Below are 19,092 nucleotides of genomic sequence, written 5' to 3' on the forward strand. Positions count from 1 at the left end.
AGGTGGACGACTTTTACGCCGCCCGCAGCGGGCTCATCCCGACGCTACCGTGGTCGACTTTCTCACCGCCGTTCTCAGGGATGCCGGCCAACACGGCAGGCTTTCGGAGCTTCAAGATATCGCTGCAAGAGTTGCGAGCCGTCTTGGCTGGAGACCTGGGCACTACCGTAACATCGGCGCAGGCAGCCGATTTGATGGGTGTAAACCGCCGTACAGTAAACGCTTTGCTGAGGATGGGACTACTGGATGGCAAAGATGCGAAAGATCCCGCAACTGATCGAATGCGACGCTACGTTTGCCGAGTCTCAATCAATCGGTTCAAGGCGGCACACATTACGCTTGCTGAACTGGCGGCTCATGTCGGCGAGCTTCATCGCACCGAGCCAGTCGCTTGGAGCGGCCACCGGCTAACTTCGCTTCCCATGGACTGCCGATGCACGAGGGTATTCCGGCGTGCGGAGTTGGCCGTTTACTTAAACGCACAGCCGCCTACGACGAGCAGACATTCGGCGATACGGGATCCTATCAGCTGATGCAGGGGCGCGCACACTTCGCACTGGATCCAAATTCCGATCGTGCCCGCTAAATCGTGGATATCGACAAAGCCCCCGTTAATGCTGAACGGTGCTTCAACAACTTGAAGAACGCCCTGCGTGTCGCCATCCGCTACGACAAGACTGCCGAGAGCTTCCTGGCCTTCATCGACAGCACATCGATCCGGCTCTGGCTGCGTCATGTGTCAACATGACATCGGCATTCGCTGGCGTTCTTCTGCGCGCGAACGTTTGAAATTGGCGGAGGGGATGGGCCTGACATCCAACTCTCTTCACCTCCGGGGCGCCCTAGACGGCACTTGTTGGTAGTGCAACTGCTCTCCTTGGTTCGTATGGTTGAGTTTCTTCCCCTTGCACCCTCACCCGCGCCACCAAGTCGATCAGCGCAGAACGTCCGACATGCGCGGTACCTTCAGAAAGGTTCTCCTCATAGCTCTCGATATACACGATGTCGGTTCCGGCGAAGCGGTTTCGCAGAAACGCCTCGGTGTAAAGGTTCTCCGCGACGGAAGGGCCCCCCGTGCCGTATTTCAACTGCTCGACGGTATAGCCGTGAAGCATGACAAGACCGCCAGGCCGGGCCGCCCGCATCATCCCGGCAAGTATTTCGTCGCGCAGCTTTGGGGGTGCGAACTGGATGAAAATGCCTATCACCGCGTCGAAGCGCGCCTTCGGCCACGGATACTCGGCGGCGTTCTGGATCGAAAACGTCACATCGACATCGCGAGTGCGCGCAACTCTGCGTGCCTTCTTGATCGCGACCGCCGAACTGTCCCACGCATTCACTGTATGTCCCAACTCGGCCAGCCAGACTGAATTGCGGCCTTCGCCATCCGCCACGACGAGGACTTCGGAGCCCGGAGGAAGCCGGTGCACCTGTTTCTCAAGAAAGCGCGCAGGTGCGGTGCCGAAGAGGTATTCCTCTCCGGCAAAACGTTCATCCCAGTTCATGAATCCGCTTTCATGGCCTTTGGCGCGCCCGAGGCCATGTCGGTGCCGGTGTAGGGCAGACCGGCCTGCTTCCATGCGCCGAAGCCGCCCTCCATATGCGCAAGCGGCGACAGTCCAGCTTTCAGGGCAATCTCGGCCATCTTGCCGGACCGCACGCCCGAGCCGCAGTGCAGGACGATACGCTTGCCGTCCTGTGTGGGCAGTGCCTCGGGACGGAAGAACGCCATGGGCATCAACAGCGCCCCGTCGATATGTTCCATCATGTATTCGGGCGGGGTGCGCACATCGATCAACACGATTTCCTGCGCGTCGAGCGCCGCCTTTACCTGTTCGGGAGTCCAGTTTTCGAGTTGTGCCATTATCAGAACCTGTTTGCCGGTATCTTGAAGTAGCTGTTTCCATCGGCTTCCGGTTCCGGCAAGCGACCGCCTCGCAGGTTGACCTGAAGCGCGTGGAGCATCCTGTCGGGCAGGTTGAGCGTCGCATCGCGTTCCTCGCGCACCTTCACATAGGCGTCCTTTTCGACGCCGCCGCCCAGATGCTTGTTCGAGGCTTTCTGCTCTGCCACCGTGCTTTCCCACGCCGGCTCGTCGCGGCCTTCCGCACCGTAGTCGTGTCCGATGAAGATCCGAAACTCGTCGGGCAGCGCCAGGATCGCCATCAGCGAGTCGTAGAGCATGGCCGCCGATCCGCCGGGGAAGTCTGCGCGCGCCGTGCCGCTGTCGGGCTGCATGAACGTGTCATGCGCGAAGACGGCATCGCCGACCACGTAAGTGATCGATCCCAGTGTATGTCCTGGCGAGAGCATCACGCGCACATCAAGATCGCCGATGCGAAACGTGTCGCCCTCGGCAAGAAGCCGGTCGAAATCGGCCTCGGGGTCGAATGCGTCTGGCGTGTTGTAGAAGTCGCGCCAAAGCCCCGCGATCTCCCGAACCTTCTCGCCTATGGCATTCGGCGCGCCGGTCTTCCATTTGAGATACGCCGCGGCCATCAGGTGGTCGGCATGGGGGTGGGTGTCGAGGATCCATTCAAGCGTCAGACCCTCGCGACCAATCCAGTCAAGCGCCCAGTCGGCAGATTTGGTCGAGGTGCCGGCGCGCGCCGGGTCGAAGTCGAGAACAACGTCGATCAGCGCGCATTTCTTCGTCGCAGGGTCAATGCAGATATATTGGCAGCTTCCCGAAGCCTTGTCGTAAAATCCGACGACATCCGGGCTTCCGGGTCCACGGGATGAACTTATCGAATACGGGATTGTCATGCTGTCCTTTCCATCTTCGGTCATTCTGCGGCTCTGGCCGGATCGGCCATTTCGGCGAGGGACTTCCAGGCATCATACTGGGACAGGAACACGCGTCCGTTGAGCTGATCGAGGAAATGCGAGCATTCGAGACGGTCCATGACCGGCCCCTTCACTTCCGAAAGATGCAGCCCGACGCCCAGATCCATGAGTCTGTGGTTGATCGCCTCCAGGCTCTCCAACGCCGAGTAGTCGATCTCGTTCACCGCCGAGCACATGAGGATGACGTGACGCAGCGTGGCCCCGTCGACCACGCGGTCCTGGATTAGATCCTCGAGGAAGCGGGCGTTCACGAAATAGAGGCTCTCGTCCACGCGCAGCGCCAGTATCGCGGGATCGGTCTTTACGTCGTGCCGGTTGATGTTGCGGAAATGGTTGGTGCCGGGAACAAGTCCGACCTCGGCGACATGCGGCTTCGACGTCTTGTAGAGATGCAGCGCGATGGACAGACCCACGCCGAAAGCGATGCCGATCTCGACGCCCAGTGTCAGGGTCAGAAGGATCGTGGCCGCGACCGCGGTGAAGTCGGCGCGCGAGTAGGACCACGTTTTCTTCAGGATCGAGAAATCGACAAGGCTGAGAACGGCGACGACAATGGTCGCGGCCAGCGTCGCGTTCGGCAGGTAATAGACCAGCGGCGTCAGCGCGAGCGCGGCAATGGCAAGGCCGATGGCCGTGAAGGCGCCTGCCGCGGGTGTCTCGGCGCCCGCGTCGAAATTCACGACCGAGCGCGCGAAACCGCCGGTGACAGGATAGCCGCCGGTGAAGGCCGCGCCGAGATTGGCAGCGCCAAGGCCGATGAGCTCCTGGTTCGGGTCGATGCGCTGACGCTTCTTCGCGGCAAGCGTCTGCGCCACGGAAATGGATTCCACAAAGCCGATGATGGAGATCAGGATTGCCGGGATCGCCAATTGGCGGATCAGGTCCGGCGCGAAACCCGGAAGGGTCAGCGGCGGCAGGGCCTGCGGCACCTCGCCAACGATGGAGACGCCGCGGCTGTCAAGATCGAAGGCCCATACCGCAAGCGTCGTCGCAACGACCGCCGCGACAGGTCCGGCCTTGGTGACGATGTCCGCCAGCAGCGGCCCTGCCCCCATCCTGCGCAGAAGCGGCTTCAGTCCCTTGCGCACCCAGAACAGAAATGCCGTTGCCGTCACGCCTATGACCACCGTTATCGGATTGACCTGCCCCAGATTGGAGGCAAGCGCACCGATCATCTCGATCAGCGTATGGCCGCCCGCTTCGACCCCAAGGATATGCTTGAGCTGGCTCGTCGCGATCAGGATGCCCGAGGCGGTGATGAACCCTGCGATCACCGGATGGCTCAGGAAATTGGCCAGAAACCCCAGGCGGAAGACGCCTAGCAGCAACAGGAACCCCCCGGACAGCCCCGCGAGCGTCAGCGCGGCGACGGCATAGCCCGCCGTCCCCTGCTCGGCGACCTGACCCACGGCCGATGCTGTCAGAAGCGAGATCACCGCCACGGGGCCCACCGCCAGCGCGCGGGACGTGCCGAAGATCGCATAAAGCAGGATCGGCGCGATCGAGGCGTAGATCCCTGCCTCGGGCGGCAGGCCCGCCAACATCGCGTAGGCGAGCGACTGCGGGATCAGCATGATCGTCACGATCACCGCCGCGACAAGGTCGTTCGTCAGCGCGGATCGATCATACTGCCGTCCCCATGTGAGGATCGGCAGATAACGGGCAAATCTTGGCTTCATGGCGTTCCCTTGAAATCATGGGCGGGGCGCGCCTGTACGCCCCGCTCGCGGACGCGCGGTCGGCGAAAGCAGTTGCCTGCGCGCCGATCGGTCATTCGGCGGCGGCTTCAAATTTTTCGGGCTTTGCCATCCATTCGCGGCCCCGAAGCATCGCCTGCCAGTAGATCGGCGGTAGCATCTTTTCCTTCAGGAACCACGCGGCGCGGCTCGGCTTCGTTCCGTCGATCAGGAAGGCCGGGAAGCTAGGTTTCAACGCCCCTCCATAGCCGAACTCGGCAAGCACGATCTTGCCGCGCTCGACCGTCAGGGGACACGAGCCATAGCCGTCGTATTGCGCCACGGCCGAGCATCCAGCGATGTCGGCGACGATATTCTCTGCCACTGTGGGCGCCTGTTTCCGCGCCGCCGCCGCGGTCTTGGCATTGGGTGCGTTCATCACGTCGCCAAGGGCCCAGATGTTGTCGAAGCCCTTGTGGCGCAGCGTCGCCTGGTCGACGTCGACCCAGCCCGCCGGATCGGCCAGCGGCGAGACGCGAATGAAGTCCGGCGCTGTCTGCGGCGGGCAGACATGCATCATGTCGAATGCCATCTCGACGCGCCGCGGTTCCTGTTCGGGTTCCTTGACCTCGAAGGTGGCCGTCTTCGCCGGCCCGTCGACCGCCACGAGATTGTGGAAGAAGTCGAGCGTGGCGTCGTATTTCTTCACGTATTCCATTAGTGCCGGGACGTAGTCCTTCACGCCGAACAGCACGCCGCCCGCGTTGCAGAAGTGGATGTCGATGTCCTTGAGACGACCGGACCGATGCCAGTGATCGGCCGAGAGATACATCGCCTTCTGCGGCGCGCCCGCACATTTGATCGGCATCGGCGGCTGGGTAAACAGCGCGGTGCCGCCGCGCATTTCCTGCACCAGTTGCCAAGTATAAGGTGCTAGGTCATAGCGATAATTCGAGGTCACCCCGTTCCGGCCGAGCGTATCAACCAGGCCTTCGACCTTGCCCCAGTCGAGCTTCAGACCGGGACAGACGACAAGGCGGTCATATTTCACGACGCGACACCCATCGAGGATGACCGCGTCGTTCTGCGGCTCGAAGGCCGCGACGGCGGCCTTGATCCACTTGACCCCTTTCGGGATCAGGCTGCCCATTGTCCGGGCGGTTTCCCGTGCCTCGAAGATGCCACCGCCGACCATCGTCCAGCCGGGCTGGTAATAGTGGATCTCGGCGGGGTCGATGATCGCGATCTCGAGATCAGGCTTACGCGACTTCAGGCTGGCTGCGACCGCGATGCCACCGGCACCCGCGCCGACGATGACCACCTGATAGTGCGCATCGCCGCTGTCGGTCGGGGTCTTGCCGCCGTTGGCAACGCGGCGCGCGACACCGCTCATGTCATAGCCTGCCGCCTTGGTCATGGCGAGGATTTCGGAGACGGGCCGCTTCTGCGCCTCGTGAAGCGACCACAGGGTCGCCGAGCGCGTGCCGGTCCGGCAATAGGCCAGCACCGGGCGTTGCACCTCGGCCAGCGCCTGACTGAAAGCGGCGACGTCCTGGTCCGAGACCATTCCCGATTCGACCGGGACATAGCGTGCCTCGATCCCCTCGGCCCTGGCGGCCGCCTCGATCTCTTCGAAGCTCGGTTGATCCGCGCCTTCCCCATCGGGGCGATTGCAGATGATCGTGCGATAGCCTGCCGCCTTGATCGCGGCCATGTCCGTGGCTGCGATCTGCGGGGACACCGTCACTTTCGGCGAAATCCTGTTCAGTTCCATCGTCGCATTCCTCCCATTTCAGTCCGGATCACAGGCCGTTGAGGGGCACCTTGAGCACCGGGTTGCCGTCCTTGTCGGTGGGCACCTCGCCCGCGCGCATGTTCACCTGCAGCGACGGAATGATGAGTTTGGGCATTGCCAGGGTCGCGTCGCGTTCGGTGCGGAACTTGACGAACTCCTCCTTCGTCTTGCCACCGCCGACATGGATGTTGTGGGCCTTCTCGTCTCCGACGGTGGTCTCCCACTGGATGTCGCGCCCGTTGGGCCCATAGTCGTGGCACATGAACAGCCGCATCTCGTCCGGCAGCGACAGGACCTTCTGGATCGAGTCGTAAAGCGTCGCCGCATCGCCGCCCGGAAAATCGGCCCGCGCCGAGCCGCCGTCGGGCATGAACAGCGTGTCGCCCACGAAAGCCGCGTTGCCCATCACATGCACCATGCAGGCCGGGGTGTGGCCGGGCGTGTAGATGGCGAATGCCGGCAGATTGCCGATCATGTAGCGGTCGCCATCCTCGAACAGCCGGTCGAACTGACTGCCATCGCGCTGAAACTCGGTGCCCTCGTTGAACACCTTTCCGAAGGTCTCCTGCACGACCATGATCTTCGATCCGATGCCGATTCGGCCACCCAGCTTCTGCTGGATGTAGGGGGCTGCCGACAGGTGATCGGCGTGGACGTGGGTCTCGATGATCCATTCCAGCTTCAGCCCTTGCGACTGCACCTGCCGGATCAGTTCGTCCGCATGGTCGTAGGTGATGCGACCGGCGGCATAGTCGATGTCCATGACGCTATCGACGATGGCGCAGGCGTCGGACGTCGGGTCCTTCACGATGTAGCTGATCGTGTTCGTGGCGTCGTCGAAGAAGGCTTGGACCTCGGGTTTGATGGTCATGTCCACGGGGTATGTCATGGTGTTCTCTCCTGGAATGGTGCGGTGGATCAGGATGTGACGCGCGGTCGTCCGAGTGGTGCCAGCATACGGCGCAGCCAGAAGCCGAGGATCACGGAGGCCAGGAACAGGGCGACTTCCCAACGTCCCGTTCCCAGGGCCGGAATGGCCGCGCCGGGACAGAAGCCGGCGATGCCCCAGCCGATCCCGAACAAGGCCGACCCACCGACAAGCTTCATGTCGATGTCGGTTCCGGTGGGCACCTGGAAGCGTCCGCCGAAAAGCGGAGCCTTGCGCCGCCAGACCAGGCGGTACCCGATCGACGCCACGATCAGCGCCCCGCCCATGACGAAGGCCAAGCTCGGGTCCCAGCTGCCCGCCAGATCGAAGAAGTTGAGAACCTTCGCCGGGTCCATCATGCCCGAAAGGGCGATGCCGGCGCCAAAGACGACACCCGCGAAAAGTGCAAGGACAAGCTTCATGGATCAGCCTCCGAACACGTGACGGACAAAAAAGACGGTGATGGCGGCCGTCGCCATGAAAGTCGGCACGGCGACCAGCGACCGGATCGACATGCGCGACAGCCCGCAGACCCCATGCCCCGATGTGCAGCCGGATCCAAGGCTGGCACCCAGCCCCACGATGACGCCACCAACGGCGATCATCGCCGGGCTGACCGGAACCGTCAGCGCAGGCATCGCACCTGTCACGGCAAAGATCAGCACGGGTGCGAGGATCATTCCGGCGATCAGGGCAAGCCGCCAACTCAGCTCCTCGCGGCTTTCCGCAAAGATAGCGCCCGACAGGATGCCCGTCGCGCCGAAGATCCGGCCAAGCCCGAGCATCAGAAGAACCGCGCCGAGGCCGATCAGCAGGCCGCCGCCGAAGGATGCGACCGGAGTGAACACAGTTTCCATCTCAGCACTCGCGGCATGTCTTGAGGCCGAGCACCGAATAGAGCGGGCACATCTTCATCAGCGACGTCGCAAGCATGACGATGCCGATGACGGCCGCACCATACTTGAACGATGCTTCGCCAAAGAACGGCAGGCCGCTGAGAAAGGCGAGATAGAGCAGGACCAGCCCAAGCGCGGCGCGCAGGATACGGTCGAGGGTTCCGACATTGGTCGTCATGGCGTCCTCCGAACTTCAAAGCTTACCATGACATATAAGTTTGGAGGCATCGCTTCAGTGATATTGTCACCGAGCGCCGATTTTCCTCGGTCGTTTTGCTAGTCGCTGTCGGCAAGTGCCCGCAGGGCCGGTTTGTCGGTGATCTCTATCCGACCCCGCGATTGGGCGATGAAGCCGCGCTTCTGGAAATCGTGCAGCACGCGCGAGACGACTTCGCGCGCCGTTCCCAGTTCGCTTGCGATCTGCGCATGGGTCGCCGCGATTTCCCTGTCGCCGCCCACCAAGGTCAGAAGACGCTCGGCCAGCCGAACGTCGATCCGGCCGAATGCGACATCGTCCACGACGCGCAGAAGGTCGATCAGCCGCCGCGAATAGGCTGCGAACACGAAATTGCGAAAGGCCGCCTCGTCAGCGACGAGGGCGTCGAAGGCGGGCCTTGGAAGGACGACGACGCTGATCGCGGTCTCGGCCAGACCCTCGGCGTTGTAAGCCTCTTCCGCCAGCATGCAGGCTGTCGTCAGAACACAGCTTTCGCCCGCATCGACGCGGTACAGCACGATGTCGCGTCCGTTCTCGGACGTCTGCGAAACGCGGATCGTCCCCTCCAGCAGGAATAACAGGCTGTCGGGAATGTTGCGCGGACCGAATACTTCCTGGCCCTTCGGGTAATTGCGAATCTGCGCCACCTTGAGCAGCCGATCCCGCACGGCGCGCGGCAGTGCTCGGGTCCCCTGAAACCGTTCCGTCCAGTCTCCGATCCTCATCGTACCCTCCGCGATGGCCAGACGATGCCCTCTTCGATCGGTGTGATGCGGGACAACAGTTCGCTTTTGTTCGACGCGACATCCGCCAGCGTCAGGTCGTCGAGCACCGCCATGAACGCCATTGTCGCCTCTTTCAATGCCCGCGACAGCTTGCAGATGCCGATCAACGGACAGGTGTTTTTCTCGGGGTTGAAGCATTCGACCACATCAAGCGGCCCTTCGGTCAACCGGATGACATCCCCCACGACGATCTCCTCGGCAGGACGTGCCAGCCTGAATCCGCCGCCTCTGCCCCGCCTTGTTTCCACAAGTCCAGCCTGTCCCAGTTCGTGCACGATCTTCACGATATGTGGGCGGGCCAACCCATGCACCCTGACCACGTCATCCACGCGGACAAGGTCGGGCGACCTGAGCGCCGCAAGCTGAAGCGTCCTGAGCGCATAGTTCGAGTATGCCGTGAGCTTCATCCATGTCTCCCGGTGGAAGTTCTACTTGCCGTATAACTTTTTTGCAAGCTGGGTGACAATGTCACTGAAGCGCATGGCGCGGCACGATAGCCGGGGGCAAACCACGGAAAGGAACCATCATGCCGCTGCTTCTTGGAGATATCGTCCCGGATTTCACCGCCGACACGACGCTTGGTCCGATTTCGTTTCACGACTGGATCGGCGATGACTGGGCTTTCTTCTTCAGCCATCCGGCCGATTTCACCCCGGTCTGCACCACCGAGATGGGCCGGACTTCGCAGCTTAGTGCCGAATTCGAGAAGCGTGGCGTCAAGCCCATCGGGCTCAGCACCGATTCCGTCGACGAGCATCTGAAGTGGATCGACGACGTGAACGATACCCAGCACACGACGCTGCGGTTCCCGATTGTCGCCGACCCGGACCTGAAGATCGCGGGCCTCTATGACATGATCCATCCCGCCCAGTCCGAAACGGCTGCCGTACGTTCTGTCTTCATCATCGACGGCAAGAAGAAGCTACGCCTGACGATGACCTATCCGATGAGCGTGGGACGCAACTTCGACGAGATCCTGCGCACGATCGATGCCCTTCAGGCCGCGGACAGGCACCAGATTGCCACGCCTGCCGACTGGCGACCCGGCGACGAGGTCATCATCCCGTCCTCGATCGACGATATCGCGGCGAAGGGTCTGTTCCCGCAGGGTTGGACGACGCTTCGCCCGTACCTGCGCACGACGCGCGTGCAGGACTGATCTGTATTAGATCGTGAAGATGGGCAACGGGACGCATTGCATTGGCGGCGCTGGCCGTTCCAGGACTTGCCGGAACCGCGCAGGTGCAGGACACGCCGCGATTAGTGACGGTTCTTGCTTCAGGGGACTTACAAACCCGGCTGATGGGTATGGTCCCGACCATTCAGGCGGTTCCTCAAGGTGCCTCCGCCTATATCCTGCTTCGCGGTCCCGCCTGCGATCCGGCCCTGAACGACGCCTCTGCATCGGCGACCGCCCCGCAGGAACCGCGAGGCATGAGCCCCGACGGACCGATGCGGCAAATCGTCGAGAGCGGAACCCCGGACGACGTCTGCGCGATCCACTTGCTGAACAAGGGCGCAGACTTCACTATATTGCTCGACGAGATCAGCCCCGCTGACCCGGTCGCGATGGCCACGCGCCTGCTGACACCGAACGCGCGACCTTGTCCTTCCAAGCCGCACCCGACGGGCGGCGTCACCGCCCGTTATACCGCAACCCCGGAGACCTCCTCATGCTTGCCTCCTTCGACGCAGTGCTCTTGGCCCGCATCCAGTTCGCCTTCACGGTCAGCTTCCACTTCCTTTTCCCGGCTTTCACCATCGGACTGGCGAGCTACCTTGCGGTGCTCAATGGGCTGTGGCTCTGGACGAAGGACCACAAGTATCTCGATCTCTTCCGCTACTGGGTGAAGATATTCGCGCTGGCCTTTGCCATGGGCGTCGTGTCGGGGATCGTGATGTCCTACCAGTTCGGCACCAACTGGTCGGTGTTCTCCGACAAGGCCGGACCGGTCATCGGCGCGCCGATGGCCTACGAGGTACTCTCGGCCTTCTTCCTGGAAGCGGGCTTCCTCGGGATCATGCTTTTCGGCCGCGAGAAGGTGGGGCCCACGCTGCACATGGTCGCCACCGCGATGGTCGCGCTCGGCACGTTCTTCTCGGCCTTTTGGATCCTCAGCGTGAACAGCTGGATGCAGACGCCCGCGGGCTTCTCCATTGACCCGGATACGGGCCAGTTCCTGCCGGAGAACTTCTGGGAAATCATCTTCAACCCCTCGTTCCCCTATCGTCTCATGCATACGGTGACGGCTGCCTATTTGACGACCGCGTTCATCGTGGGCGGGGTCGCGGCCTTCCACCTGCTGCGCCGCCGTCGGCGGGGCGAGACGCCGTCGGAAGCGACCAGAACCATGTTCTCCATGGCGATGTGGATGGCAGCCATCGTGGCGCCGATCCAAATCTTCCTCGGGGATCTCCACGGGATCAACACGCTGGAACACCAGCCCGCCAAGGTCATGGCCATGGAGGGCCATTACGAGAGTCACCCGGAGGGCGCGCCGCTCTATCTGTTCGGGATACCCAATGACGAAACGCAGACTCTCGACTACGCGGTCGGCATTCCGAAGCTGTCCTCGTTGATCCTCAAGCACGATCTCAATGCCCCGCTGGCTGGGCTCGACACGATCCCCGACGACGAGCAGCCACCCGTGGGCATCGTCTTTTGGTCCTTCCGTGTCATGGTCGCCCTGGGCTTCGCCATGTTGGGGCTCGGGGCCTGGTCGCTCTATGCCCGGTGGAAGGGACGGCTCTTCGAGATGCCGTGGCTGCACCGCGCCGCCCTGGCCATGGCGCCCTCGGGGTTGATCGCCGTGCTTGCCGGATGGATCACCACCGAGGTCGGGCGCCAGCCTTATACGGTCTACGGGATGCTGCGCACGTCCGAGAGCGCGGCGCCGCTAGACGCGGCCGCCGTCGGCACCTCGCTCGTCGCCTTCATCGTAGTCTATTTCGCCGTGTTCGGCGCAGGCACATTCTACATCCTGCGACTGATGAGCCGCCCGCCGGTCTTCGACGAACCGCGCCTGAAGGACGTCACCAAGGGACCCATCCGCACGGCCGGCATCACGCCGGCCATCGAGGAAACCATGCGGCGCCCGGACGCCGCCCATCCGGGAGAGTGAGAACAATGCCGATCGCAGAAGGGGTCGCATTCGACCTCACCTTCGCCTGGGGCTTCCTGATCGCCCTCGCCGTGTTCATCTACGTGGTTCTCGATGGGTTCGATCTGGGGCTCGGAATGCTTTTTGCCGTGGAGCCCGAGCGGCGCCACCGCGACGTGATGATGAACTCTGTCGCCCCTGTCTGGGACGGAAACGAGACCTGGCTCGTCCTTGGAGGCGGCGGCCTTTTCGCGGCTTTCCCCTTGGCTTACGCCCTTATCCTTCCAGCTCTTTATGTGCCGATCATAGCAATGCTGCTGGCCCTCATCTTCAGGGGGGTCGCATTCGAGTTTCGCTGGCGCACCGAGCGTTGGCGCGGTGTCTGGGACATCGCCTTCATCGGCGGCTCGGCGGTGGCCGCGCTCAGCCAGGGCATTGCGCTTGGCGGGCTGCTGCAGGGCATCACGATCGACAAGGCCGCTCGTGCCTATGCCGGCGGCTGGTGGGACTGGCTGACGCCCTTCTCGGTGACGGTGGGCGTGGCCGTCATGGTCGGCTACATGCTTCTCGGGGCGACTTGGCTCATCATGAAGACTGAAGGCGAGCTTCAGGACCGCATGCGCAGCCGCGCCTTGATCCTGGGCATCGTAACGGTGGCATTCATCGGCGTTGTCAGCCTTTGGACTCCTTTCCTGCAAGAGGGATATTTCGTGCGCTGGTTCGCCGGCACCCGCATCCTGCTGGCCCTTCTGGTGGGCGCCGCGGTCCTCGGCCTCGCGCTCCTCCTGTTCCGGGCCCTGCGCGTGCATCGCCACGACTATTGGCCCTTCCTGCTCGCGCTCGCGATGTTCGGTCTTTGCTTCGTCGGCCTCGGCATCTGCATGTTCCCCTATATCGTGCCGACCGAGATCACGCTGTGGGAGGCCGCCGCCCCTTACAAGAGCCAGCTTTTCATGATCGTCGGCGCGGGAGTCCTGATCCCCATCATCCTTGCCTACACTGCCTATGCCTACTGGGTCTTCCGGGGGAAGGTCGATCCCGAGGAGGGGTACCATTGATGGCCAGCCGATCCCGATACGCGCGCTGGCTCTGGTTCATCGGATTGTGGGTTGCCAGCGTCAGTGCCCTCGCCGTGGTCGCCCTCGTGATCCGCCTTGCAATATCATGATGGGCGGCTCAGCGCCACGAGCTCGTCGTGAACGCGGTGGCGACGAAGAGGGTCAGCATCGCGCTAGCCTGCCGGGCATTTGCCGTCAGCGAGACCTGTTTCCGCTACAGCCCGACGCGCGACGAAGACAACGAGATGATCGCCGATCTGCTGGTGGGGCTGACCAACGTCCACAAGACATGGGTCATAGGCCTGTGTTTCCTGCATCTGCGGAACGTCAAAGGGTATGACTGGAACCACAAGCGGGCCCACCGGATCTACTTACTGCGAGCTGGAACTGAACCTGCGAAGTGAGCCATGGAATGCCACTGGTCCGAGTGACGATAGCGAACGCCGTGCGCTGCTCCCCAAGCCTGGACCGCCGGCCGCTGGAGTTTTCCGGCTTGCTCATAGCGACGGGCTGGTTGCGCCGCCTGGATAATGCAGGGCGATCGGGACGTTATATCCGATCGCGCTGTGGGGTCGGTCCTCGTTGTGGTGTCTGCGCCCGTTCTCCGTTTCTTCCTACGCGTCCGCAAGGCTCATGAACCAGTGGGCGTTCAGGCATTCGGACCGAAGCTTGCTGTTAAACGCTTCGATGAAGTCGTTGTCCGTCGGCTTTTCAGGGCGCGAGAAGTCCAGGGGGACATCGTTGGCTTAACCCCACAGGTCGAGGTCGCGCGAGATGAACTCGCTGCCATTATCGACCCGGATCGTTCTGGGATAGCCGACCTCGGCACAGACCCGTTCCAGTGTCCGAACCACATCCTCGCCGCGATAGGTGAAGCGCGGGTCGGCCGCTGGACAGAAACGGGAATGCGTATCCACGATCGTCAGGATCCGCAGTTTGTTGCCCAGGGCGAGTTGGTCATGAACAGAATCCATGGCCCAGACATCATTCGGCCCGACAGCCTCATGGCGATCATCGCGCAGCTTGGCCTTCACCCGCCGTTTCGGGTTCTTGTTCCGAAGCTGAAGACCCAACTCATCATAAATCCTTCGGGTCTTCTTGATGTTCATCTGCCAGCCCTCCCGTGGCAACAAGACGTGGGCGCGCCGATATCCGTAGCGCACTCAGCGATCGCTGATCCAGAGGACAGCCGCGCCTCCGCTACGCTCTGGCACAGCTGACGATGTTTCATTCCGTTTTTCCGCCTGCCATCCGGCCAGCGATCCGAACACGGGCTCCGGTGCCGCTGCGCGTCAGCCTCCCTGGAGAAAATTCGGTTCCTCCCAAGCCAAGGCGCGGGTCCCTCCCAATTTCACCGCTCCGGCCCCGTGTGTCAGATCACCGTCCGGCCGCAGGTCAGACTGCGCCCACCCTGCTTTGCCCTTCGGATGACATGAGGTCATCCAAAGTGAAAAGCAGCGATGGCTTCGCCACTGGCGGGCCAGGAAGGAGAATACGACATGTCGGACCGGAGCGAGACACGGGCTACAGACTGGGCTGCTGCCCATCAGAGGCAGACCTCTGTGACAGGAAAGGCAAGCCTGCCTCCACATTCGGAACAGGCCCCACTGATTTCACGTAATTTTCCTTACCGCTGAAGGCAGAACTATCTGCACCCTGCCAGCAGAGGGTCCCATCCAGCAGCGCCTTCCAGCTTTCAAATGGAACCTCAAGGATCGGCAAGCATTGTTGGGGAGAACTGCAACACATTGGAGGCATCATGCGCTACATCACCCTGCCCGCCCTTTCGTTCATTCTTATGGCCGGCGCGGCATCGGCCCAGACGATGGACGTGGCCTCCCTGCACAGCATCGACGATGCCGACATCATGGGTGCAGATGGCAACAAAATCGGTGAAATCGAGGAGATCTTGGTCAACGATTCCGGCGAGCCCGTCGCAGCTGTCGTCGAAGCTGGAGGTTTTCTGGATATGGGCGACGACGACATTGTTGTCTCGCTTGACGATCTTACCTTCGACAACGGCGACTTCACCACCTCGATGACCGAGGAGGAGCTGAAAACCCTTCCAAAATGGGAGGATTGATCGCCTCGTCGTTTGGAGAGCAGTAATGCGGCGGCGCGCACAGGTCGCGCGCCGCCAGTGGATTGGGTACCACCATGCGGTCCAAGATTCACGCAGTCGGCATATTATCCGATTAACGAACGTTGCAGCGCGGCATTGAAGGAAAGCCACTTTCAATGAAAAAGCACACGCTAACCGCCGCCGCCGTTGCCATGTTTCTCGCCGGGTGTGCTGCCCGTAAGCGCGACGCCGATCCCCTCCTGCCATTTTTTTGAGTTGATGCCTTCATTCTCCATGTACATGGGCGTTGTTTCAGAACTCTGACGTCTGATGATTCACATCGTGAGGCCATGCGGTTAGACGCGATGTATGAGCAAGCCATCACCCGCCCGCTATCGCACGACGAACTGGTCCAGCTACAACACATCGTTGCGCAAACGGGGATCGTTGCTGATCTGGGTCGACAAGAACATGACGTGGCGCGCGCCGCGTGACGAGCGGCCAGCGGTGTTTTCCGATGCGGCCATTCAGTTCTGCCTATCGATCAAGGTCCTGTTCAAGCTGCCGCTCCGCAGAATCCGGTATTTTGGGCTCGTTCCCGACCTTGGCTGCGGATAGCCCGAACGGCAGCATCGCGGGACGAACCGGGCTTTCGCTGCGGCCCGCACGAACGTCTGGTTACACCGTTAGGCCAGAAAGGCGGCGGCGCGCGCTACTTCAGCGCCCCATTCACCTTCGCGAATAGCGTTGCCCATGCTGCTCTCTCTTCCTCCAGCAAGTCATCGAGGCTGTGGTTCCGGCACCACCGCACGAATGCTTTGGCGAGTTGATACTTGGACAGCTTCTCAGCCTTGAGGATCGACGCCATCGACCGTGATGCGTGGCCCGCTACCGCCGGTAGCTCATGGCCGAGTTCGTCCTTCGCAACGGAGGTCAAGGTCGTCCGCAGCAAATCCTCGATCTCTGGATTGGTCACTGTCCCATCCAGCACGTCGGCCGTGCGCAAAATACCCTTGTGCCCGATACTATGAACGAGTGTTTCTTGCTGGGCGGCAGAATCTCCCGCGCTGTCGGAATCGAGAAGCGCGGCCACCTTCAGGCTGTGCGCGTGGAGGATCGTGGCGAAATAGACGACCTTGCCCGCCGTTCCGGCCGGGATTACGGCAATGTTCTTCCGAAGGCCATCCTGCCCCGCCTCCTCGAACAGTTCCGAGATGGCACCGACATACCAGTAATCAGTCAATCCCTCGACGATGAAGTTGCGCTGCTGGGAGAAGAGGCTTTGCGCAAGATCGTAGCCGAGAGCTTCCTGTAGCGGCAGCAAGGCAGCCGGATCGTTCGACGTGACGCTGGTGTGGACTTTCGTCCCGACCTCCCGATCTGTCATTTCCACCACGCGCACGCGATCGAGTTCGTCAGGTCCGACGAGGAACGGTGAATGCGTCGTGTAGAGCGTCTGGTTGCCTTCTGCGAGGCGAGAGAGGGTGTCGCGGAAGTCTCGCTGTTTAAGTCCGTGAAGATGCAGGCCGGGCTCATCGAGGAGCAGGACGGCGTTCTCATGCTTATCCTCAGCCTCAGCGAAGAAGACCACGAAGAAAGACACCAGCCACTGAAATCCCTCCGACCGCTGATCGAGTTCGACCTCGACGCCTAGGTCGTCCACTACAACGACCTTGAGATACTGGCCGTCCGAGGTGATGCGGAGGGTGTCGGCCTCGCCACGGTCGACCTTCGGCTTCCACGCCGAGCGGATCTCCTTCGTCAGCCGGATGCTGGCCGCATTGAGTTGATACTGACGCGCGTCGAGCTCGTCCCGGATCGAATCTAGTTGCGCGCTCTGCTGCCCACGCGCATCGACGCCGGTCTTGCCCATCTCGGACAGCTTGGCCGCGTCGAGGCCAAGCAACTTTAAAAGGCAAACATTCCCGTAGTCGTATTGATCGTCATCGAACGCCTGGCTCGCGATCCGCTGCGCGAGATGTCCGAGGTGGATCAGTGGGCGGACCCGGAAGTAGTTGCTGAACAGCACGAACACCGGAAGTCGCTTGCGCAGGATGGCGACAGCGGCGTCCCGGTCGATGGAAATAGACACGCGGTCCCGTATCTTCGCTAACCGGGCATTCTCGCGCTCGTCATCTTCGTTCACAACGGCAAGCATGTCTCGGAGCCACTTTGACATGGCTTGCGCCTTGTCTCCCGCAACGATGGCGTGCTTCTGCCAGCCGTCCGTGACCTGGGATAGCGACACGCTTGGTTTCACCTCTTCCTCACTAACTTGAGCGTCGAGATGACGCACGAGACGGGCGAGATCGGCTTCCAGCTCACCGTAGGATGGCTCGTCCGGCGCGCCTTCCAATTGGTTTACGAACGTATCGTCAAGGTAGCGAGTGAACCGAAAGGTGATCTCGCTCGACTGAAGCGACGCTGGCAACTCAGCCAAATCGTCCTTGTCGAGCGCGAACCAACCCGTCGCGACAGGAACATTCGTCGGCTTTACCTTACCCGTTGTGATGTCGTTGAGCAGCGCGCGCGGATAATCACGAAGCTGATCGAACGGCTTCACCTCGTCGGGCCGCGAGATCTTTTGTAGAGCTTGGAGAACGGCGGACTTACCGGCCTCGTTCGGCCCGACGAGGATCGTCTTGCCATCCTCCACCTCGAACTCACCTGTATCCCGGACACTGCGGTAGTTCTGAACACGCGCCTTAACTAATTTCATCCGACTACCGCCTTGCTTTCAAAAACCCGTCCCAACCTACCACCGAACAAAAGAGGTTCAAAGGTTATGGGAGCGAGGGGTACTACTGGCATCGAGACGGGAAGGAACGTTCGTAGCGCTATACCCTGTTAACCGCCATTGAGAAGGCCGGGCGAAACGGTTCTGCCGTTGCAGCAGCGTCCGTTCTGGCTTTCAGAACACCCCGGCGGCGAAGTCTAAGCCCATAAAGAACACGATGCTGCATCCGCAGCGCGTTCCGTCAAAGCCGCCCTTCATGCTCAGCGCAGCATCCGAAAAACTGGGCTCGGAGCCGACCTTCGCTGCTCGCTACATGAACGACTGCATTGGCGGTGAGCTGTCAAATGCCTTTGAGCGTCCCCTTCGGGCCGCGCCCCCGGTTCCGGCCTTCGGCCTCCACCCGAGCTGATCGGGTCGAAGCGCGCGGCTGCGGCGTCCGGTTGAACGTCTCGTCCCGAGCCGCCCCCCCCCGAACCCCGGTCCTGCGCGCCCTGCCCCGACGATCTCGGCCCTGTCGGGCGGGACCGCTGATGCAGGCGCAAGGCGCAGAGCGAGACAACAAGGATCGAGCGATGCGCCGGGTGGCGATCGGGCACCTACGATGCCGTTCGGCAATCGACGGATGGCGGACAGCGAGCGGCGGATAGCGAATTACGCATTACGATTAACGCGGAACGCATAACGCGAAACGAGCCGGGTTCGGTGGTCCGCTGTAGAAGGAACCCGGAGACCCGCGCGCAGGCGCGGGCCATGATGGACTGAGGACGTGGCGGGGGATCGACGCGTGCTGCGCCCGCGCTCACCCCCGCCCCGACGATCCTTTCATTTCCTTTTGTCCGCCACGCATCCCTGCGTCTGACGGTCAATGGCCTAGCGCCGCGCGATGCGCGTCGTCGTCCAGGCGGACCGTGTCCTCGGCTTGGCCTGCGGGCCGCACCATCCCGCCTTCCCGAGCCTTGACAGTCAGCCCCAGGGCCGCGGGCAGGGCTG

General features: G+C 62.0%; 16 protein-coding genes and 4 pseudogenes. 7 read left to right on the top strand and 13 right to left on the bottom strand.

Going from position 1 to position 19,092, the window contains the following annotated elements; translation table 11 throughout:
- Nucleotides 1-619: 619 nt before the first annotated feature.
- A pseudogene (locus QMZ16_RS13615) lies at nucleotides 620-748 on the top strand (IS5/IS1182 family transposase); the annotation flags it as partial.
- Nucleotides 749-842: 94 nt separating this feature from the next.
- Here QMZ16_RS13615 and QMZ16_RS13620 read toward each other — a convergent pair.
- The 11 genes from QMZ16_RS13620 to QMZ16_RS13670 form a co-directional block, all read right to left on the bottom strand.
- Nucleotides 843-1,505 (bottom strand): class I SAM-dependent methyltransferase, encoded by a 663-nt coding sequence (locus QMZ16_RS13620; RefSeq protein ID WP_235674150.1) that lies wholly within the window; start codon nucleotides 1,503-1,505, stop codon nucleotides 843-845.
- Nucleotides 1,502-1,864 (bottom strand): rhodanese-like domain-containing protein, encoded by a 363-nt coding sequence (locus QMZ16_RS13625; protein WP_235674149.1) that lies wholly within the window; start codon nucleotides 1,862-1,864, stop codon nucleotides 1,502-1,504. Before QMZ16_RS13625 ends, QMZ16_RS13620 begins: the two co-directional genes overlap by 4 nt.
- A gap of 2 nt (nucleotides 1,865-1,866) precedes the next feature.
- Entirely contained in the window at nucleotides 1,867-2,790 is a 924-nt protein-coding gene (locus QMZ16_RS13630) for an MBL fold metallo-hydrolase (RefSeq protein WP_235674148.1), read from the bottom strand.
- Complete coding sequence (sulP, locus tag QMZ16_RS13635) at nucleotides 2,787-4,526, bottom strand: sulfate permease (protein ID WP_235674147.1); 1,740 nt, start codon at nucleotides 4,524-4,526, stop codon at nucleotides 2,787-2,789. Before sulP ends, QMZ16_RS13630 begins: the two co-directional genes overlap by 4 nt.
- 91 nt (nucleotides 4,527-4,617) lie before the next feature.
- A complete protein-coding gene (locus tag QMZ16_RS13640) occupies nucleotides 4,618-6,297 on the bottom strand; it encodes a bifunctional protein tyrosine phosphatase family protein/NAD(P)/FAD-dependent oxidoreductase (protein ID WP_235674146.1) in 1,680 nt (559 codons plus the stop codon).
- 28 nt (nucleotides 6,298-6,325) lie between these two features.
- Nucleotides 6,326-7,207, bottom strand: coding sequence for an MBL fold metallo-hydrolase (locus QMZ16_RS13645; RefSeq protein ID WP_235674145.1), 882 nt, complete (start codon nucleotides 7,205-7,207; stop codon nucleotides 6,326-6,328).
- A gap of 29 nt (nucleotides 7,208-7,236) precedes the next feature.
- Entirely contained in the window at nucleotides 7,237-7,668 is a 432-nt protein-coding gene (locus QMZ16_RS13650) for a DUF6691 family protein (protein WP_235674144.1), read from the bottom strand.
- Between the two features lie 3 nt (nucleotides 7,669-7,671).
- Nucleotides 7,672-8,103, bottom strand: coding sequence for a YeeE/YedE thiosulfate transporter family protein (locus QMZ16_RS13655; RefSeq protein ID WP_235674143.1), 432 nt, complete (start codon nucleotides 8,101-8,103; stop codon nucleotides 7,672-7,674).
- 1 nt (nucleotide 8,104) lies between these two features.
- Nucleotides 8,105-8,320: a DUF2892 domain-containing protein gene (locus QMZ16_RS13660; RefSeq protein WP_235674142.1), complete on the bottom strand. Its 216-nt coding sequence runs from the start codon at nucleotides 8,318-8,320 to the stop codon at nucleotides 8,105-8,107.
- Between the two features lie 98 nt (nucleotides 8,321-8,418).
- The gene (locus QMZ16_RS13665) at nucleotides 8,419-9,084 is read right to left on the bottom strand and encodes a Crp/Fnr family transcriptional regulator (protein WP_235674141.1); all 666 of its coding nucleotides are present in this window, start codon (nucleotides 9,082-9,084) and stop codon (nucleotides 8,419-8,421) included.
- Complete coding sequence (locus tag QMZ16_RS13670; protein WP_235674140.1) at nucleotides 9,081-9,551, bottom strand: Rrf2 family transcriptional regulator; 471 nt, start codon at nucleotides 9,549-9,551, stop codon at nucleotides 9,081-9,083. Before QMZ16_RS13670 ends, QMZ16_RS13665 begins: the two co-directional genes overlap by 4 nt.
- Nucleotides 9,552-9,670: 119 nt before the next feature.
- On the opposite strand from QMZ16_RS13670, the gene QMZ16_RS13675 reads away from it, so the two are divergent.
- The 4 genes and pseudogenes from QMZ16_RS13675 to QMZ16_RS13690 all read left to right on the top strand — a co-directional run.
- Complete coding sequence (locus QMZ16_RS13675; RefSeq protein WP_235674139.1) at nucleotides 9,671-10,303, top strand: peroxiredoxin; 633 nt, start codon at nucleotides 9,671-9,673, stop codon at nucleotides 10,301-10,303.
- A 514-nt stretch (nucleotides 10,304-10,817) separates the two neighbouring features.
- On the top strand, nucleotides 10,818-12,266 hold the full coding sequence (locus tag QMZ16_RS13680; RefSeq protein ID WP_235674138.1) for a cytochrome ubiquinol oxidase subunit I: 1,449 nt from the start codon (nucleotides 10,818-10,820) through the stop codon (nucleotides 12,264-12,266).
- A gap of 5 nt (nucleotides 12,267-12,271) precedes the next feature.
- On the top strand, nucleotides 12,272-13,303 hold the full coding sequence (gene cydB / locus QMZ16_RS13685; protein ID WP_235674137.1) for a cytochrome d ubiquinol oxidase subunit II: 1,032 nt from the start codon (nucleotides 12,272-12,274) through the stop codon (nucleotides 13,301-13,303).
- A 116-nt stretch (nucleotides 13,304-13,419) separates the two neighbouring features.
- A pseudogene (locus tag QMZ16_RS13690) lies at nucleotides 13,420-13,711 on the top strand (IS3 family transposase); the annotation flags it as partial.
- A gap of 89 nt (nucleotides 13,712-13,800) precedes the next feature.
- On the opposite strand, the pseudogene QMZ16_RS13695 reads toward QMZ16_RS13690, so the two are convergent.
- Nucleotides 13,801-14,466: pseudogene (locus QMZ16_RS13695) on the bottom strand (IS3 family transposase); the annotation flags it as partial.
- Between the two features lie 596 nt (nucleotides 14,467-15,062).
- Between QMZ16_RS13695 and QMZ16_RS13700 the strand changes: the two are divergent.
- Nucleotides 15,063-15,386, top strand: coding sequence for a PRC-barrel domain-containing protein (locus QMZ16_RS13700; RefSeq protein WP_235674136.1), 324 nt, complete (start codon nucleotides 15,063-15,065; stop codon nucleotides 15,384-15,386).
- Nucleotides 15,387-15,734: 348 nt separating this feature from the next.
- A pseudogene (locus QMZ16_RS13705) lies at nucleotides 15,735-15,941 on the top strand (transposase); the annotation flags it as partial.
- A gap of 136 nt (nucleotides 15,942-16,077) precedes the next feature.
- Here QMZ16_RS13705 and QMZ16_RS13710 read toward each other — a convergent pair.
- Entirely contained in the window at nucleotides 16,078-18,084 is a 2,007-nt protein-coding gene (locus QMZ16_RS13710) for an AAA family ATPase (RefSeq protein ID WP_235674135.1), read from the bottom strand.
- Nucleotides 18,085-19,092 lie beyond the last annotated feature (1,008 nt).

This window comes from Paracoccus sp. PARArs4 (assembly GCF_947311865.1).
Classification (GTDB): domain Bacteria; phylum Pseudomonadota; class Alphaproteobacteria; order Rhodobacterales; family Rhodobacteraceae; genus Paracoccus; species Paracoccus zeaxanthinifaciens.

Coding starts and splice junctions, on each gene's coding strand:
- QMZ16_RS13620 (WP_235674150.1), bottom strand. CDS start 1,505: ATGAACTGGGATGAACGTTTTGCCGGAGAGGAATACCTCTTCGGCACC.
- QMZ16_RS13625 (WP_235674149.1), bottom strand. CDS start 1,864: ATGGCACAACTCGAAAACTGGACTCCCGAACAGGTAAAGGCGGCGCTC.
- QMZ16_RS13630 (WP_235674148.1), bottom strand. CDS start 2,790: ATGACCGAAGATGGAAAGGACAGCATGACAATCCCGTATTCGATAAGT.
- sulP (WP_235674147.1), bottom strand. CDS start 4,526: ATGAAGCCAAGATTTGCCCGTTATCTGCCGATCCTCACATGGGGACGG.
- QMZ16_RS13640 (WP_235674146.1), bottom strand. CDS start 6,297: ATGGAACTGAACAGGATTTCGCCGAAAGTGACGGTGTCCCCGCAGATC.
- QMZ16_RS13645 (WP_235674145.1), bottom strand. CDS start 7,207: ATGACATACCCCGTGGACATGACCATCAAACCCGAGGTCCAAGCCTTC.
- QMZ16_RS13650 (WP_235674144.1), bottom strand. CDS start 7,668: ATGAAGCTTGTCCTTGCACTTTTCGCGGGTGTCGTCTTTGGCGCCGGC.
- QMZ16_RS13655 (WP_235674143.1), bottom strand. CDS start 8,103: ATGGAAACTGTGTTCACTCCGGTCGCATCCTTCGGCGGCGGCCTGCTG.
- QMZ16_RS13660 (WP_235674142.1), bottom strand. CDS start 8,320: ATGACGACCAATGTCGGAACCCTCGACCGTATCCTGCGCGCCGCGCTT.
- QMZ16_RS13665 (WP_235674141.1), bottom strand. CDS start 9,084: ATGAGGATCGGAGACTGGACGGAACGGTTTCAGGGGACCCGAGCACTG.
- QMZ16_RS13670 (WP_235674140.1), bottom strand. CDS start 9,551: ATGAAGCTCACGGCATACTCGAACTATGCGCTCAGGACGCTTCAGCTT.
- QMZ16_RS13675 (WP_235674139.1), top strand. CDS start 9,671: ATGCCGCTGCTTCTTGGAGATATCGTCCCGGATTTCACCGCCGACACG.
- QMZ16_RS13680 (WP_235674138.1), top strand. CDS start 10,818: ATGCTTGCCTCCTTCGACGCAGTGCTCTTGGCCCGCATCCAGTTCGCC.
- cydB (WP_235674137.1), top strand. CDS start 12,272: ATGCCGATCGCAGAAGGGGTCGCATTCGACCTCACCTTCGCCTGGGGC.
- QMZ16_RS13700 (WP_235674136.1), top strand. CDS start 15,063: ATGCGCTACATCACCCTGCCCGCCCTTTCGTTCATTCTTATGGCCGGC.
- QMZ16_RS13710 (WP_235674135.1), bottom strand. CDS start 18,084: ATGAAATTAGTTAAGGCGCGTGTTCAGAACTACCGCAGTGTCCGGGAT.